This window comes from Paraburkholderia humisilvae (assembly GCF_902859855.1).
Classification (GTDB): Bacteria; Pseudomonadota; Gammaproteobacteria; order Burkholderiales; family Burkholderiaceae; genus Paraburkholderia; species Paraburkholderia humisilvae.
Map to the genome: position 1 here is coordinate 67,643 of NZ_CADIKH010000012.1, position 16,160 is coordinate 83,802.

A 16,160-nucleotide genomic window follows, 5' to 3' on the forward strand; every position below is an offset into this window, starting at 1 on the left:
GCATAGACTATTTGCTCCGGGTGCGCGTTCGCGACAGGAGCATGCCATGGCAAACAGATATCGGATTGCCGTGATTCCGGGCGACGGAATCGGTGTCGAAGTGATGCCTGAAGGCTTACGCGTGCTGGACGCAGCCTGCAAACGGTTTGCCATCGAACTCGAATACGAACACATCGAGTGGGCGAGCTGCGCCTACTACGAAGAGCACGGGCAAATGATGCCCGATGACTGGAAAATGCACCTCGCGCGCAGCGATGCGATCCTGTTCGGTGCGGTCGGATGGCCGGACAAAGTGCCGGACCATGTGTCGTTGTGGGGCTCGCTGATCAAGTTTCGCCGCGAATTCGACCAATACGTGAATCTGCGCCCCGCGCGGCTGTTCGATGGCGTCCCGTCACCGCTCGCAGGCCGCCGCCCCGGTGACATCGATTTCTGGATCGTGCGGGAAAACACCGAAGGCGAATACTCATCGGTCGGCGGTGTGATGTTTGAAGGCACCGAGCGCGAATTCGTCGTGCAGCAAGCGGTTTTCACGCGCCATGGCAGCGAACGCGTGCTGAAATTCGCCTTCGACCTTGCGCAACACCGCGCCAGAAAGACGTTGACCGTCGCCACCAAAAGCAACGGTATCGCAATCAGCATGCCGTGGTGGGACAAGCGGGCAGCGGAGATTGCCGCGCAATTTCCCGATGTGAAGTGGGACAAGCAGCACATCGATATTCTGTGCGCACGCTTCGTGCTCAACCCGGATCGCTTCGACGTGGTGGTCGCGACCAATCTGTTCGGCGACATCCTGTCCGATCTCGGTCCCGCCTGCACGGGCACGATCGGCATCGCGCCGTCGGGCAACCTGAACCCGGAGCGCAGATTTCCATCGCTATTCGAGCCGGTGCACGGCTCGGCGCCCGACATTGCAGGCAAGCAGATCGCTAACCCGATCGCGATGATCTGGTCGGCGGCGATGATGCTCGATTTCCTTGGTCAGCAAAGCGGCGACGAACGCGCAGCGCACGATGCGATTCTCGCGGCCATCGAGGCCACGCTGCGTGACGGCCCGCGCACCGCGGACCTTGGGGGGCGCGCGAGCACCCATGAGGTGGGTGAAGCGATCGCTGCGCGGCTCGCGTAGTGAGGAATTTGCGCTTATCGAAGGCGGATCAGCGTCGACTTGAGCTCCGTGTACTTTTCGAGCGCATGCAGCGATTTATCGCGACCATTGCCCGATTGCCGGTAGCCACCGAACGGGAAATTCATATCGCCGCCTTCGTCATAGCCATTCACCCACACCGTCCCCGCGCGCAAACGGCGCGCGACGTCGTGCGCAGTGGTCAGATTCGAGGTCCACACCGCGGCGGCAAGGCCGTAATCGCTGTCGTTCGCTAGCCGCACCGCTTCGTCGATCGTATCGAAGGTGATAACCGACAGCACGGGACCGAATATTTCTTCGCGCGCAATCTTCGCATCAGGTGTCGCGACATCGAAGACAGTAGGTTCGACGTAGTAGCCGCCGCTTTCACGCAGTACCTGCGCGCCGCCATGCAGCAGCGTCGCTTCCGCACGGCCGGCTTCAATGTAGTCGAGCACGCGCGCCAGTTGCGCCGGATCGACAATCGCACCCATCGACGTCGCCGGGTCCAGCGGATTGCCTGGTACATAGCGGCGCGCCGCGGCAATGAGCCCGTCGATGAAAACGTCCTTGATCTCACGATGAACCAGCAAGCGGGACCCCGCGGTACACATTTCTCCCATGTTGTAAAAGATCGCTCCGGCCGCACTGCGTGCCGCGCGTTCGAGATCCGGACAGTCCGGCATCACGATGTTAGGAGACTTGCCGCCAAGTTCGAGCCATACGCGCTTCAGATTCGACTGACCCGCGTACTGCATGATCAGCTTGCCGACCTGCGTCGATCCGGTGAACGCGACGCAATCGACGTCACGATGCAGCGCGAGCAGTTTGCCTGGTTCGCCCGTGCCCGGCAGCACATTGAACACGCCGGCGGGCACACCTGCATCGTGCGCGAGTTGCGCGATACGCAGCGCAGTGAGTGGCGCTTTCTCCGACGGCTTTAGCACGACGCTATTGCCCGCCGCGAGCGCCGGCGCGAATTTCCACGATGCCATCAGCAACGGAAAATTCCACGGCACGATTGCGGCGACAACGCCCACAGGTTCGCGCGTCACCAGACCAACCAGGTGTCGATCGGCAGGCACGACCTCACCCCCCACTTTGTCGATCGCTTCCGCGAACCATTCGATGCAGTAGATCGCGCCCGGCACATCCACTGTCGTTGTATCGGCAATCGGCTTGCCGACATCGAGTGTTTCGAGCAGCGCCAGCTCATCCTGATGCTCGCGCATCAACGCCGCCCAGCGTAGCAGTATCGCTTTGCGCACGCGCGGATTCAGACCCGCCCAAACACCGGCGTCGAATGCATGACGCGCGGCACGCACGGCAAGGTCGACTTCGGGCGCACCACAATCGGCGACCTGCGTCAGCAATCCGCCGTCGATCGGACTACGGCAATCGAAACGATGCGTGGTCGATGCCGGTCGATACTCGCCATCGATAAACGCACGGCCTTCAATTGAAAGCGCGGCGGCTTCGCGTTGCCAATTGGCAAGTGTCTTCTGTTCCATCGGAATGCCTCGGTCTGGTGATCGTCACATCCTCCGGTCAGCCCCGCACAGACCGGTAATGTATGAACAACTCGCATTCAATTCGAACATTCTAGCCAGACAGTACACATGCATCGCAGCGGAGAAACCCTGCAGTCCATTGCGCATATCTGCCGAGCAGAACGAATAATTATCATGCGTTCTGTTTAGCGCGTTTGACGCCCCTTCTCTACCGCATCGCTTCATAAAAGAAATTGACACGGTTTCTGGCTCGTATATCCTGAATACGTGCCCTCACTCTTTTCAACATCACCAATTCGAGTGTCATCGTGACAGTCCGAGGCCTTTTGGTAAGGTGCGACCGTAGTCAGCCCGCGAGGTGTCTTCGCGCTGACTGCACCCATGCCGACGGCGACAGCGGTATACGCACGAGGCTCGTGTTGCGCTGCTTCCTGTCCGTCTTCACCATTCTTTCCTGCCGTTCAGTCAGACGCCACAACGTCGTCTGCGCGCGCGCCTTCGTCGCCATTCACTCAGACGGCGTGGCTTCGCTGCTCCCTTAGCGCCTCCACTCGCGTCCGCTTTCCTGCTATTGCCGCGGTTTGCCGGATCGATGCGTGCCTTTGTCGCGCTACGCATCGGCGTGCGTGCGCGCAAGTCGACACCATCGAACCCGACTGCGGGTGTGCATGTCGATGCTTAAGTTTCTCGCTCCATCGTGGAGTGCGGCACTCAGCCTGTCTGTTTACAACGCGTGGTGCGATGCGCTAGCGGCCATCGGTCTACGCGGCGTTTGATGACGCATGTCATCGACACCCCTGAAAATCAGTCATATTCAAACATTAGTCATGCAAACAAAACCGTTGATCGGCGTAAGCGCCGATAGAACAATGATCGGTGCGCATCCGTCGCATATCGCGGGTGAGAAGTATCTGGTCGCTGTGGTCGACGGTGCGCACGCGCTCGCCGTCATGCTGCCTGCCCTCGGCTATCGCCAGCCGGCGGCGGACATCATCGCCACGGTCGACGGACTGCTCTTCACCGGTAGCTATTCGAACATCGAACCGCACCGCTACAACGGGCCACCCAGCGCGGCGGGCACGCTGCACGACGCCGCGCGCGATGCGACCACGCTGCCGCTGCTGCGCGCGGCGGTCGACGCGGCTGTTCCCGTGCTTGCGATCTGCCGTGGCTTTCAGGAAATGAACGTCGTGTTCGGCGGAACGCTGCATCAGAACGTGCATACGGTGCAGGGCCGCGACGATCATCGTGAAAGCAAGGACGACGACCTCGACACGCAATACGGGCCGTCCCATGCGTTGCATGTTGTGCCAGGCGGCCTGTTGGCGCGTCTCGCTTCAGGCGCACCGACGGTACACGTGAACTCGTTGCACGCGCAAGGAGTCGAGCGGCTTGGCGATGGCCTGACCGTCGAGGCTCGCGCACCCGATGGATTGATCGAAGCCGTCAGCGTCACGCACGCGTCTACGTTTGCGCTGGGCGTGCAATGGCACCCCGAATGGAAATTTGCGACCGATCCGCTGTCGCGCGCGATCTTTCGCGCTTTCGGCGACGCGTGCCACGACCGACTCCGTATCAGAACCGGCACCGGCGTCGCGGATGGATCGCTCGTGAATTCCTGAACCCGCTTTCCGCGTCGCGTAACAACACCGAGAGAACCATCATGGACGACATTGATGAATTTCTGAAGAAGCACCATATCACCGAGATCGAAGCCATCATTCCGGACATGGCGGGCATCGCGCGCGGCAAGATCATTCCGCGCAGCAAGTTTGAATCGGGCGAATCGATGCGCCTGCCGCAGGCGGTCATGGTGCAGACCGTTACCGGCGACTATCCGTCCGACGGCGGCTTGACCGGCGTCACCGATCCGGACATGGTATGCGTACCCGACGCATCGACGATTCGCATTATCCCGTGGGCCGTCGATCCGACCGCACAGGTGATTCACGATTGCGTGCATTTCGATGGCACGCCCGTCGAGATTTCGCCGCGCCGTGTGTTGCGCCGCGTGCTCGATCTCTATCAGGCGAAGGGCTGGAAGCCCGTTGTCGCGCCCGAGCTCGAATTCTATCTGGTCGACATGAACAAGGACCCGGACCTGCCGTTGCGGCCGCCGATCGGCCGTACCGGGCGTGCCGAAACCGGCCGGCAGGCCTATTCGATCGAAGCGGTCAACGAGTTCGATCCTCTCTTCGAAGATATCTACGAGTATTGCGACGTCCAGGAGCTGGAAGTCGACACGCTGATTCACGAAGTGGGCGCCGCACAGATGGAGATCAACTTCCTGCATGGCGATCCACTCAATCTGGCTGACCGTGTGTTTCTATTCAAGCGTACCGTGCGCGAGGCCGCGTTGCGTCATCAGATGTACGCAACCTTCATGGCGAAACCGATGGAAGGCGAACCAGGTTCGGCGATGCATGTGCATCAAAGCCTTGTCGACGTCCATACCGGCGAGAATCTCTTCACCCGCCGCGACGGCGAGCCGACGGCGTTATTCCACGGCTATCTCGCGGGTCTTCAGAAATACACACCCGCGCTGATGCCTATTTTCGCGCCGTATATCAACTCTTATCGCCGGCTGTCGCGTTTCATGGCCGCACCGATCAATGTGCAATGGGGCTATGACAACCGCACGGTGGGCTTTCGCATTCCGCATTCGGGTCCCGCGGCGCGACGGATCGAGAACCGCATTCCGGGCGTCGACTGCAATCCGTATCTGGCGATCGCCGGCACGCTGGCGGCCGGTTACCTCGGCATGACCCAGCATTTGAACCCGACCGAGCCGCTGTCGAGTGACGGTTATCGGATGCCTTACCAGCTGCCGCGCAATCTCGAAGAAGGTCTCACGCTGATGGCCGCGTGCACGCCGCTTGCGGAGACACTCGGCGAGCGGTTTGTCAAAGCGTACCTGACGCTGAAAGAAACCGAATACGAGGCGTTCTTCCGCGTGATCAGTTCCTGGGAACGCAAACATTTGCTGCTGCACGTCTAGTGCGCGCAGCACCGTCTGTTTGACATCGGAGGCATCATGAGCTTGACGACACAAGGAGCCACCTATGCACCGCCAGCACACGCCGCCAACGCGCAGCAGCGCGGCGAATCATCGCGGGGTACCCGCAGTACGGCCGAATATCGCGCGCTCGACGCCGCGCATCATATCCATCCGTTCTCCGATACGGGCGCGCTGAACCGCAACGGCAGCCGCATCATCGTGAAGGCGGAAGGCGTCTACCTCTGGGATTCCGACGGAAATCGCATCATGGACGGCATGGCCGGCCTGTGGTGCGTGAACGTCGGCTACGGGCGCAAGGAACTTGCGGATGCCGCGTACCGACAGATGCAGGACCTGTCGTTCTACAACACGTTCTTCAAGACGAGCCATCCGCCTGTTATCGAACTGTCGGCGTTGCTGGCGGAACTGACACCTGCTGCATTCAATCATTTTTTCTATTGCAATAGCGGTTCGGAAGGCAACGACACGATGCTGCGCATCGTGCATCGCTATTGGGCGACGCAACGCAGACCCACAAAGAAATATGTGATTTCACGCAAGAACGGTTATCACGGGTCGACAATCGCGGGCGCCACGCTCGGCGGCATGGACTATATGCACGAACAGATACCGTCGCCGGTTCCGCATATCGTGCATATCGATCAGCCGTATTTCTTCGGTGAAGCCTCAGCTGATATGACGCCCGATGCATTCGGCCTCGAACGCGCGCGCCAGCTCGAAGCGAAAATCCTCGAGCTTGGCGCCGAAAACGTCGCTGCGTTTGTCGGTGAGCCTTTCCAGGGAGCGGGTGGTGTAATCTTTCCGCCATCGAGTTATTGGCCGGAAATCCAGCGTATTTGCCGCAAATATGATGTTCTGCTCGGGGCCGATGAGGTGATCGGTGGCTTCGGCCGCACCGGTGAATGGTTCTCGCATCAACATTTCGGTTTCGAGCCGGATCTGATCACGCTCGCGAAGGGACTCACAAGCGGGTATGTGCCAATGGGCGCGGTCGGCTTGCATGATCGCATCGCGAGCGCGCTGATCGACAACGGCGAGTTCAATCACGGAATGACCTATTCCGGCCATCCGGTTGCCGCTGCGGTAGCCATTGCGAATCTCACGCTGTTGCGCGACGAAGGGATCGTCGAGCGCGTCAAGCATGAGACCGGGCCTTACTTTCAGCGTCTCTTGCGCGAGACGTTCGAGGACCATCCGATTGTCGGCGAAGTGGCCGGGACGGGACTGGTCGCCGCCGTGCAGCTCTCAAGTGACCCACGGACACGCCGACGCTTTGAAAACGGTGCTGAAGCAGGCACGATCTGCCGCGATTTCTGCTTTAACGGCAATCTGATCATGCGGGCCACCGGAGACAGGATGGTCCTGTCGCCCCCACTTGTCATCAACAGGAGCGAGATCGATGAGATAGTCGAGAAGGCAAAGTGTGCGATCGATGCAACCGCTCGACAATTAGAACGTCGCTGAGCAGGCGGAGCAAGCTTGCGAAAGCGGGGCGAGCGGCGCAAAGGCGTTCAGGTGGTCTCCGCCCCCTATCGCCCCGAATACGCATGCCGGAATAACGCTATGACTTACCAGGTTTGCGGATTCCAGTTAGACAGATTCAGGCTTGCCAGTTCCTGCTCCACCGCATGCAGGCCAAGTTTGGCATAGTTGTACTTACTGACCTCGGCCTCCCTTTCACGTTCCAGGTCCAGCATCTCACGCTCATATTGGACCGCTTCGAAGTGGAGTTGCATTTCCTTAGCTAAACCTCTTTCATTGGCCGCGAGCTGAGTGATGCTTCGCTTTACGGCCTGAAATCTGAACTTCGCAGCATCGTACCGTTGCTGTAATTCATAGGATCTGCCTTGCGAATGCGCTATTTCGCTTTCCAGCGATCGCTTGCGATTGGTGAGCTCGCTGAATCGTTGCGACCTGGTGTCTCCGCCACCGGGCAGGCCGACGTCACGAGTCATACTCCAACTTCCGTCATCATTTCGGTTAACTGGAATTCCCGGTTTTGCGGGGTTGTCGGGTTGTACGATCCGCCAGGTTTGATGAGTCGCATCGTGTCGCGCCGGGAAATTTTTTCCTTTGTCCCGCAGGTACTGCTGGCCAATGTCATCGAGATAGATGCCCAAATGCCTTGAATCTTCCTTTAGCGCATCCTTCGATCGGCTTGCGTAACGTGAAGGCAGTTCCGCGCTCTCTGCTGCATGCGCCCCTGGCAAACGGGTATCGATGGTCCAGCCGCCGCTAGCGGATTTTGTAACGGAGTAAGTCGGGCTCGCGGGATTGTTCGCGTCGTAGACAACATGCTGACCTGTGGTAGCGTCTGTGCTGACCGGATAACCGTGGTCGCCATTCACGATGAATTCGCCTCCATTTTCCGCGATCATCACGCCAGGCGTCGACGAACTGCGGTACTCGGCCGGCAAATTTCCCAACGCATAACTCCGCGGCCAGTTGGACGCAGTATCCGTCGGGGTAGACCGACTTCGCACGCTGTCGGGGTTCGCGTGCGTATTGCTACCGCCGCTCGAGACGAAGAAAGCACCGCTCCGAGTCCCGTTCTTCACCGGCATTTCAACCCGCTCAGGCGGTGCTGCATGGCCTGAAGGCGGTTCGGTATGCGGTGCTTCGCGAGTCTTGCCGATCGTGATATGAAAGGGCAACACGATATGACCTCTTTCGAAAATGGATACGATGCAACCTGCACCGTGACTTGCTAGTGGCGTATCAGGTGCCGCGCCGAACGACATCACTACCCTTGGGAGGATGCGTGCACCATTAAATCAATCGTGCGGCTAGCGAGGTAATGATCCGGCATGCATTGCACACAACAGTAGAATTCCTCCTTCTCAACCGGGCGCCCTCCCGATTCCCCACGGCCTACCTGCTGCAATGACCTCTCTCCTCGACCGCCGCGCGGATGAACTGATCCGCAACTCCTACTACGAGGCCACTGCAGTGCGCCCCCTGGTCGACGACCCGGTCCTCGAAGGGACGCTCGACGCGGACGTCTGCGTGATAGGCGCGGGCTTTTCCGGTTTGTCCGTTGCGTTGGAATGCCGTGCACGCGGCTTATCGGTAATCGTGCTGGACGCTCACCGGCCCGGCTGGGGCGCATCGGGTCGCAATGGTGGACAGATGCTGGTCGGCTTTGCCAAAGACGAAGTACTCGAGCACCAGCTCGGCACTGACGGCGCGCGTGCCGCGTGGGCACTGTCGGTCGAAGGTGTCGAGCTCGTGCGCGAGCGTATCGAGCGTTATGGAATCGCCTGCGACTTCACGCAGGGCTACCTGACTGTCGCCACAAGGAAAAAGCGCATCGCAGACCTGCGCGCGTGGATGGATGCCGCTACCACCCGCTGGGGCTATCCGTATCTTCAATGGATCGATCACGACGCGATTCGCACCCGTATCGCGTCCCGTCGCTATCTTGCCGGCGTGTTCGATCCGTTGTCCGGACATCTGCATCCGCTCAAGTATTGCCTAGGCCTCGCACAAGCGGCGCGCCGCGAAGGCGCGCGGCTTTTTGCGCATTCACCGGTGGTCGAGGTGGTACGCGGCGCACAACCGGTTGTGCGCACAACGGCTGGCGCAGTGCGTTGCCGTTTCGTCGCCGCATGCGGGAACGCGACGCTCGGCGACGTGCTGCCCTCGGCCATCGCGGCACGCATCGCGCCAATCGCGTCGTATATCGTCGCGACCGAGCCGCTCGGTGAAACTTGTGCGGACGCGCTCATCGCTGGACGTGCCGCCGTATGTGATAACAATTTCTTTCTCGACTACTTTCGCGTATCGGCCGACCACCGCGTGCTGTTCGGCGGCCGCGCGACCTCGACAGGCGCGGCGTCGGCGCGGCTCACCGAAGCGATCCGCACGCGGATGGTTCACGTATTCCCGCAACTGGCCGGTGCGCGTATCGAGTATGGATGGGGCGGATTCGTCGACGTGACCCGCAATCGCGCGCCCGATTTCGGAGCGATCGATCCGAACTATTTCTATGTGCAAGGCTTTTCCGGTCACGGCGTCGCGTTGACTGGCATTGCTGGGCGCGCGGTCGCTCAGGCAATCGCCGGGGACCACGCCACCCTCGACGCCTTTGCGAGGATCAGGCATGCGCGCTTTCCGGGAGGTCCTGGATTGCGCGGTCCCGCACTTGAACTCGGCATGCTGTATCACCGGATTCGCGAGTTGGTTTAGGTGGCGGCCCAATGAGAGACCTTGTCTCCGCCCTCGGCAACGGACATTCGCGCCCATCGTCCTGGCGCGTGTCATTGCGTTGACTCGGGGTCCGCGAATCATTAATTCGGTCGCCGTTCTGCACGGCGCAATTGAAGAATAAGGAATAGCCCTCGCTCGTAGTGTAACGACACGTGACGATCTGACGGACGGGCGACTAAACCGGTTGTTCCCCGGCATAAACCCCGTTTAGGCCTTAGCCTATTACGTCGTGTACCGCGATCCGTGCGTCACGCTGTCAAGACTCCTGGCCTTCCGTGACTGGTTATTCAACGAGGCCACGACATATTCGCGAAGGCACACTCGCTGCGGCATTCGCGGCCAGCACTCCTTGAGCGCAACCCCGGCCGCTAACGTTACGACGGCGAATGAAATACAACGAGAGTCGGCCTCGCTACCTGCACCCGAAGGCATCGAGATCGATTTGAGCAGGACCGGGTTGTCCTGCTCACGGGCGTTAACCATCGGGCGCTAGCTTGCAATCAGATACTTCGAGCGGTCCTTGACATTCTTAATCCACGCCGGTGGCCGCGCATGCCCGCTCCACGTCGCACCTGTCTTGGGGTCACGATATTTTGGCGGCAGTTTTCCGTTGGCTTTAGCCGCAGCTCCGCGCGCACCATGACGACGAACACTCGTTGCCTTCTCGCCAGCCTTTGTGACCGCAATTGCAGCGGTTCCACCAATCAAAAACTTTGTACGGTCACTCGCGTTGGCAATCCAGGCCGGTGCGCGGCCATGCCCTGTCCAGGTGGCCCCTGACCTTGGGTCATGATATTTCGCGACACCGGCTGATTTCCTTGCAGCTTGCGCACCCAGCTTGCGACCACGCTTTTTGCCACCAATGTGTGCCTCGATATCGGCTGTTGTCAGCCCGTGCTCTACCATGATGCTACGGATTTTCTCGATAGCCGCGGTCGACCGCTTTGCAATCAGCGCATCCGCCCGCGCTTGCAGTTTCGCAATTTGTTCGTGCATTTTTTCTAGAGTGACCATTTTCATCTCCTTTGGCATTGGCCGCACTATGACACAGAACGGCGAGTGGTGGAATGCCAACCTGAATTCGCTCGCTTATTAGCCAGCATTTCCATAGCGGGCATGTCTAATCACATAGAGAGGCATCTCAAAAAAATGCTTACGTGTGTGCCTGGAACAGCAATTCGCCCATTACAAAGAACATGTTGCGGATTGCGGAATGGGTTAGCGACAAAGGGCACGCCGGCGCGTCGACATGTTCTTCACCGATTTGAGGAGCACGTCCGAAGTCAACGGGCATTCTTCCAGCGACGGTCACAAGGCGCCGATGGAGTACGTACTATTCAGTGTTGAAATTTGTCTGGCGAAATCACGTTCCGTTGCGTTGTCTCTTCAGTAGACGAGCCTTGCGAATGCATATGATTACATCTTTTTTAATCAATTCTTACAACTACTGTGTACCGCAGCAGTGCTTCCAGGCTTCTAGCGGTGTTATCCATTTTCGGAAGCCTGCCGTCAACGACGCGCTCGGCGACCAACCTGACTCGAACGAGCCGTGGACATTCACACGCGACAGCGAGCAGTTGCCCCCCAATGTGCCCGGCAACGTGCGGGTGAATAGCCTCGGGATGCTGCGCCGACTGACGTTATCCGGTCTCGGCCTCGCACTGTTGCCTGCGCGCATTCGTGCATTCGTCGATTTCTTCAGTACAAGGCCGCGCGGGCGGTAAAGCGCGCTACGCCACTGCCTTTTTGCTCGTTGGCGAACAGTCCGTCTCGTGTGATGGGCTCTTTTTTCGAGTGCTTCGATCGCATACTAGCGTCCGAATGTTGAGGCCGCTTCCGGCTGCCCCAGGAACGCGACAATGCGCACGCAACCATCAAGATGCTAAGCCCACACGAATTCTCGACCCTGCTGCTGGTCCGCAATGCACCCGACCAGGTCAATACCGCCTGCAGCAACCTTCTTGCGCTCGTCGAGCGGCAACTGGTCGCACTGGAACAATCAATGCACGGGTGGCAGCGCCCATCAGTGACCGCAACTGGACGAAGCGTGCTATGCGCGTTAGGCTCGCACGACGCTACTTGCTGTAGCGGTAAGCCGTGTTAGATTTGCCGTCACGCCCTTGAGCCAGCCGGGTCCATCTCGGCTAATTCGGATGACTGATTAATTCATATAAGCATAGATTCAACGATTGACTATCTTATCTAATCGACCTGAACTACACGATCGCTCGAAGAACCATCATGAGCGATTCCTGCCACATCGCGGCTCTATTAAAGGCAGAGAACTGCGATTCGGCCATCCGATGGACGCAAAACCGGGAGGACGTGCGACAGGTCGTCAACCTTGCATTAGCCTGAATCGGTCTCACGCAACGAAGCACGGCCGCATTAAACATCAGGAATAAACCCCACGTCCAGATGTTTTCAACACTCGAGACGAGCGCACATCACATGCGTCCGTTGTGTTGAAACGAAAGAGTAGTCGCGGATTCCTGAACGGAGGCATTCAAATGGCCAAACACGTCGTTGCTGGAAGCGAGCGTCAGCCGGTAGTCGGTTCAAAACGTCTCCATCCCACAGACCCACACGAAGAGATCGAAGTCAAACTGAAGCTGCGACGAAAAAACGACGCGGCGTACCAGGCGCTCATTCACAAGCTCGAAGAAGGTGAAACCGTACCGGCAATGGACAGAAAGACCTTCGCGAGCCAGTTCGGAACCTCATCGGCAGATTGCACGAAGGTTCACGAATTCGCATCCGCGCACGGCATGAAGGTGGTCCGGGAGGCGCCGCAATCGCATCTGATGGTGCTCGCGGGCACTGTCGCCCACTTTCAGAAGGCGTTCGACGTCAAACTCGATGTCTACACTCACCCAAAACTCGGCAAGTATCGCGGCCGCTCGGGTCCTGTGCATGTTCCCGACGAACTCGAAGGCATCGTGACGGCCGTGCTCGGTCTCGACAACCGTCCGCAGGCACGTCCTTACGTTCACGCGAAATTCGATGCAAACTCAACGAACGATGAGCCACAGCCGGTCGCGTTCAACCCGTTGCAGCTCGCTTCTCGCTACAAGTTCCCGCATGCTGACGGCCGCGGGCAATGTATCGGCATCCTCGAGTTCGGTGGCGGCTATCGCGACAGGGATTTGCAGGCGTACTTTGGCCTGCTGGGCGTGCCGATGCCCGAGGTCGTGTCGGTCGATATCGGGCATGCGACCAACAGTCCGAGCCCTGACCCGCAAGGCGCCGATTTGGAGGTCGCGCTCGATGTCGAGGTATGCGGCGCTGTCGCGCCCGCTGCGAAGATCGCCGTCTATTTCGCCGAAAACACCGAAGCCGGCTTTATCGAGGCGCTTGCCACCGCGATACACGACGACGTAAACCAGCCGACCGTCATCTCGATCAGTTGGGGCGCGGCGGAATCGGAATGGACGCAGCAGACCGTCGCGCGGCTCAACGACGCACTGCAGATGGCCGCGCTGCTCGGCATCACGGTATGCATAGCGTCCGGCGACAGCGGCTCGCACGATGCGGGGCCGAACAAGCCCGACGCAGTCAACTTTCCTGCGTCGAGCCCGTTTGCGCTCGCTTGCGGCGGCACGCGAATCGACGAACACGGCGACGGAGCCAAAGCCGAAGTAGTCTGGAACGACGGCCCGAAGGGCGGCGCGACGGGTGGCGGAATCAGCACGCTGTTCGAGCGGCCTGTCTGGCAAGCGGGGCTCTCGGCTGCGCGTACCAAAGGCGAAGCGATCGAGTTGACCCATCGCGGTGTGCCTGATGTCGCAGGCGACGCGTCGCCCGATTCGGGCTACCTGGTGATCGTCGGCGGCCGCGTGGGCGCGATAGGCGGCACGAGCGCGGTCGCGCCGCTTTGGGCCGGTCTGGTCGCGCGAATCAACAGCATCAAGGGCGCTCCGCTCGGATTCGTCACGCCGCGCCTCTATCGGCACGCCGGAGTCTGCAAGGACATCCGTCACGGCAACAACGGAGACTTCGCCGGCAGCAAAGGATGGGATGCTTGCACGGGCATTGGCGTTCCGGACGGCGAAGCGATCGCAAGGACGCTGTAACGTTAGAAAGCCGCGTCGCCGGACGGCGTGCTATTGAACGACCGTCGGGCGACGACCCACTCTTCTTTGCTGCCGCGACAAACGCGACAGTCAGCGTATCCGAAAGCTAGTCACGAGGCGTCAGTCGAACTGGCATTCTGTTCGGCACCATCGTAAAAGCAGACACCTCTTCAATCCCGGCTGGGTCAATTGCCAGTTCGATCTTGAAGTGCCTCATCAACATCGATATAACCAGCCTCATCTCAACCGCCGCGAGATAACGGCCCGGACACACTCTCGGCCCCGCACCGAATGCCAGGTACGCCTTTGGTTCATGCGCACCGTCCGATAGATCTCGCGGGTGCCGCCAACGGTCGGGTTCAAATGCTTCTGGACGCGCGAAGTTCCGCGGGTCCAGCATGCCCGGACGCGTGAGCAACAGCATGCGTGTGCCCGCTGGAATGGCTACACCGCCCAGGCGCACATCAGTGAGCGGCTCGAACGTCTGTATCGCGGCAACTGGCCGCAGTCTGAGTGCCTCATTACACACCGCCTCGCACAGGTCGAGATGCTTCAGTGCGTCATAGTCCGGACAGACTTTCGACTGACCCAGCACCGCACACGACTGTTCGAATAACCGATCCTGCAAGTGTGAATCCGCGGCAATGTACATCAGTCCCCAGGCAATCGCGTTAGCCGTCGTATCCTCTCCCGCGACAAGAAGTGTCAGGACGTTTGCCGAGATCTGTTCGTCGGTCACTGTTGAATCGGGCTCGTTGCGTGCGGCGAGCATTGCTTCAAGCAGGTTGCGCGGTGGGTCATCAGGAGACTGGCTCATGCGCTCGCGCGCCCGTTCGATCATCTTGCGAACGTAGCTGTGCACCTCCACCATTGCCCGCGCGAGTCGCCGGTCCTGGGGCAACGTGACATAGTGCCAATACGGAAAGAGTGCAGTAACACGCCTCATGAGTGCGGGCGGTATCAGGCCCAGCTGTTCCTGGATGATGCCCCGTTCCTGTTCGAGTGTATGCGGGTCCTCGCCAAAGGCGAGCGTGCTCGTCACGTCAACCGTATAGCGCTTGAGTTCCTGTGTCATTTCAAGCGTTCTATGTTCATTTGCGGCCTCTTGCAGGCGAATGAGAAGACGCTCGGTAATCGCTGCGAGAGTCGGATAAAACCCTTTGATGTTGGAAAAGGAGAGCGCTCGCATCACGAGCCGACGCTGCGGCTCCCAAGCCGAGCCCTCCGCAGAGAACACGCCGTTTCCGCCCATTTCCGCCATAACCGATTCTATTGGAGCAAAACGTCGATACTGATGCGGACGCTCACGCATGACAGCCTGGAACAGATCCGCCTGCGTCCAAACGGTGACCGGAATCGTGCCGAGTTGAACCCTGAATGGTGAACCAAACCGCTTCGCCCATTGCTCCAAGGTCAAGTGAAGTTTCGACGGCGCCATCTGCAGCAGATTCCCCAGCAGCGGTAAGCCTCGCGGGCACGGCAAATCGGCGACGTTGCGCAAGGTTTCGTTCGTGTCGAGCTGAAGGTCCGCCATATTCTCCCCCGCCTCGCCGGCCGCAACGCGACGACAATGGGCCGTCAAGCCACTAGCCGCCAATTTTGTAAGGGCGGGTCATGACTTCAAGAAAATGACCGTCAGGATCGTCGAAATACAATCCCCGGCCGCCGTTGTGCAGATAGGTTTCGCCGGCACGCTGCTTGCCGGGATCGGCCCAGTATTGCAGCCCTCTATCGCGAATACGAGCGAAGACGCGGTCGAATTCGTCCTCGTTGATCAGAAACGCATAGTGCTGCATGGAAATCGTGCCATCGCGTTCGAAGAAGTCGAGCGAGACACCGTTGTCGAGTTGAACGACCAGCATCTGTCCGAACTCAACGGGCCCCGGAAGTCCGAGGATGTCCACGAGAAACTTTGTCGACTTCCGCTTATCGCTGCACCAGACGATAGTGTGGTTTAGCTGTACGTCCATGTTGCGACCCTCACCAAATGTGGCCACGTATGCCCTCGAGGCGAAGACGGCGCCCGGCGCTCCTGTCTCACCATGGATTAAACATAGCCAACACCTGATGGCGTTCAAGTGAAATGTACGTAAGCCTGCGCAACGTCGACGGCAGGTTGGACAGACAGCGTTTTCGACGCTCTTGAGACATTCTTCGCTCTTCTCTGGCCACGCCGTCAAAATGTTCGAAATCTCGTGTATTTCTGGAATGAGGCCGCTTCG

13 protein-coding genes are annotated in these 16,160 nt (G+C 59.4%); 8 read left to right on the forward strand and 5 right to left on the reverse strand.

Annotated features, from left to right (window positions below):
• The first annotated feature begins 46 nt into the window (after nucleotides 1-46).
• Nucleotides 47-1,129, forward strand: coding sequence for a tartrate dehydrogenase (locus HV796_RS14615; protein ID WP_175227217.1), 1,083 nt, complete (start codon nucleotides 47-49; stop codon nucleotides 1,127-1,129).
• Between the two features lie 14 nt (nucleotides 1,130-1,143).
• Here HV796_RS14615 and HV796_RS14620 read toward each other — a convergent pair whose 3' ends face one another.
• On the reverse strand, nucleotides 1,144-2,637 hold the full coding sequence (locus tag HV796_RS14620) for an aldehyde dehydrogenase (protein ID WP_175227218.1): 1,494 nt from the start codon (nucleotides 2,635-2,637) through the stop codon (nucleotides 1,144-1,146).
• Between the two features lie 308 nt (nucleotides 2,638-2,945).
• Here HV796_RS14620 and HV796_RS44140 point away from each other — a divergent pair, with 308 nt between their 5' ends.
• The 4 genes from HV796_RS44140 to HV796_RS14635 all read left to right on the forward strand — a co-directional run bounded on the left by HV796_RS44140 (nucleotide 2,946) and on the right by HV796_RS14635 (nucleotide 7,120).
• Entirely contained in the window at nucleotides 2,946-3,179 is a 234-nt protein-coding gene (locus HV796_RS44140) for a hypothetical protein (protein ID WP_246355866.1), read from the forward strand.
• A gap of 285 nt (nucleotides 3,180-3,464) precedes the next feature.
• Complete coding sequence (locus HV796_RS14625; protein WP_175227219.1) at nucleotides 3,465-4,259, forward strand: gamma-glutamyl-gamma-aminobutyrate hydrolase family protein; 795 nt, start codon at nucleotides 3,465-3,467, stop codon at nucleotides 4,257-4,259.
• 41 nt (nucleotides 4,260-4,300) lie between these two features.
• Complete coding sequence (locus tag HV796_RS14630) at nucleotides 4,301-5,635, forward strand: glutamine synthetase family protein (RefSeq protein WP_175227220.1); 1,335 nt, start codon at nucleotides 4,301-4,303, stop codon at nucleotides 5,633-5,635.
• Nucleotides 5,636-5,671: 36 nt separating this feature from the next.
• Nucleotides 5,672-7,120 carry an aspartate aminotransferase family protein gene (locus HV796_RS14635; RefSeq protein WP_175227221.1) on the forward strand — a complete coding sequence of 483 codons (1,449 nt, stop codon included), beginning with the start codon at nucleotides 5,672-5,674 and terminating at the stop codon, nucleotides 7,118-7,120.
• A gap of 104 nt (nucleotides 7,121-7,224) precedes the next feature.
• Here HV796_RS14635 and HV796_RS14640 read toward each other — a convergent pair whose 3' ends face one another.
• The gene (locus HV796_RS14640) at nucleotides 7,225-8,397 is read right to left on the reverse strand and encodes a hypothetical protein (protein ID WP_175227222.1); all 1,173 of its coding nucleotides are present in this window, start codon (nucleotides 8,395-8,397) and stop codon (nucleotides 7,225-7,227) included.
• Between the two features lie 142 nt (nucleotides 8,398-8,539).
• On the opposite strand from HV796_RS14640, the gene HV796_RS14645 reads away from it, so the two are divergent.
• The gene (locus HV796_RS14645) at nucleotides 8,540-9,844 is read left to right on the forward strand and encodes an NAD(P)/FAD-dependent oxidoreductase (RefSeq protein WP_175227223.1); all 1,305 of its coding nucleotides are present in this window, start codon (nucleotides 8,540-8,542) and stop codon (nucleotides 9,842-9,844) included.
• Between the two features lie 510 nt (nucleotides 9,845-10,354).
• On the opposite strand, the gene HV796_RS14650 is transcribed toward HV796_RS14645, so the two are convergent.
• The gene (locus HV796_RS14650) at nucleotides 10,355-10,879 is read right to left on the reverse strand and encodes an H-NS family nucleoid-associated regulatory protein (protein WP_175227224.1); all 525 of its coding nucleotides are present in this window, start codon (nucleotides 10,877-10,879) and stop codon (nucleotides 10,355-10,357) included.
• A gap of 398 nt (nucleotides 10,880-11,277) precedes the next feature.
• Here HV796_RS14650 and HV796_RS14655 point away from each other — a divergent pair, with 398 nt between their 5' ends.
• Nucleotides 11,278-11,589, forward strand: a complete 312-nt coding sequence (locus HV796_RS14655) for a type 2 periplasmic-binding domain-containing protein (RefSeq protein ID WP_175227225.1) — start codon at nucleotides 11,278-11,280, stop codon at nucleotides 11,587-11,589.
• Between the two features lie 786 nt (nucleotides 11,590-12,375).
• On the forward strand, nucleotides 12,376-13,938 hold the full coding sequence (locus tag HV796_RS14660) for a S53 family peptidase (RefSeq protein ID WP_175227226.1): 1,563 nt from the start codon (nucleotides 12,376-12,378) through the stop codon (nucleotides 13,936-13,938).
• A 106-nt stretch (nucleotides 13,939-14,044) separates the two neighbouring features.
• Here the strand turns inward: HV796_RS14660 and HV796_RS14665 are convergent, their stop codons facing one another.
• Complete coding sequence (locus HV796_RS14665) at nucleotides 14,045-15,472, reverse strand: cytochrome P450 (protein ID WP_175227227.1); 1,428 nt, start codon at nucleotides 15,470-15,472, stop codon at nucleotides 14,045-14,047.
• Between the two features lie 52 nt (nucleotides 15,473-15,524).
• Nucleotides 15,525-15,908 (reverse strand): VOC family protein, encoded by a 384-nt coding sequence (locus tag HV796_RS14670; RefSeq protein WP_175227228.1) that lies wholly within the window; start codon nucleotides 15,906-15,908, stop codon nucleotides 15,525-15,527.
• Nucleotides 15,909-16,160: the final 252 nt, after the last annotated feature.

Excerpts from the sequence above, each read along its gene's own strand:
- HV796_RS14635 (WP_175227221.1), top strand. The coding sequence starts at position 5,672 with ATGAGCTTGACGACACAAGGAGCCACCTATGCACCGCCAGCACACGCC.
- HV796_RS14645 (WP_175227223.1), top strand. The coding sequence starts at position 8,540 with ATGACCTCTCTCCTCGACCGCCGCGCGGATGAACTGATCCGCAACTCC.
- HV796_RS14655 (WP_175227225.1), top strand. The coding sequence starts at position 11,278 with ATGATTACATCTTTTTTAATCAATTCTTACAACTACTGTGTACCGCAG.
- HV796_RS14670 (WP_175227228.1), bottom strand. The coding sequence starts at position 15,908 with ATGGACGTACAGCTAAACCACACTATCGTCTGGTGCAGCGATAAGCGG.
- HV796_RS14660 (WP_175227226.1), top strand. The coding sequence starts at position 12,376 with ATGGCCAAACACGTCGTTGCTGGAAGCGAGCGTCAGCCGGTAGTCGGT.
- HV796_RS14625 (WP_175227219.1), top strand. The coding sequence starts at position 3,465 with ATGCAAACAAAACCGTTGATCGGCGTAAGCGCCGATAGAACAATGATC.
- HV796_RS14650 (WP_175227224.1), bottom strand. The coding sequence starts at position 10,879 with ATGGTCACTCTAGAAAAAATGCACGAACAAATTGCGAAACTGCAAGCG.
- HV796_RS14665 (WP_175227227.1), bottom strand. The coding sequence starts at position 15,472 with ATGGCGGACCTTCAGCTCGACACGAACGAAACCTTGCGCAACGTCGCC.
- HV796_RS14640 (WP_175227222.1), bottom strand. The coding sequence starts at position 8,397 with ATGTCGTTCGGCGCGGCACCTGATACGCCACTAGCAAGTCACGGTGCA.
- HV796_RS14630 (WP_175227220.1), top strand. The coding sequence starts at position 4,301 with ATGGACGACATTGATGAATTTCTGAAGAAGCACCATATCACCGAGATC.
- HV796_RS14620 (WP_175227218.1), bottom strand. The coding sequence starts at position 2,637 with ATGGAACAGAAGACACTTGCCAATTGGCAACGCGAAGCCGCCGCGCTT.
- HV796_RS14615 (WP_175227217.1), top strand. The coding sequence starts at position 47 with ATGGCAAACAGATATCGGATTGCCGTGATTCCGGGCGACGGAATCGGT.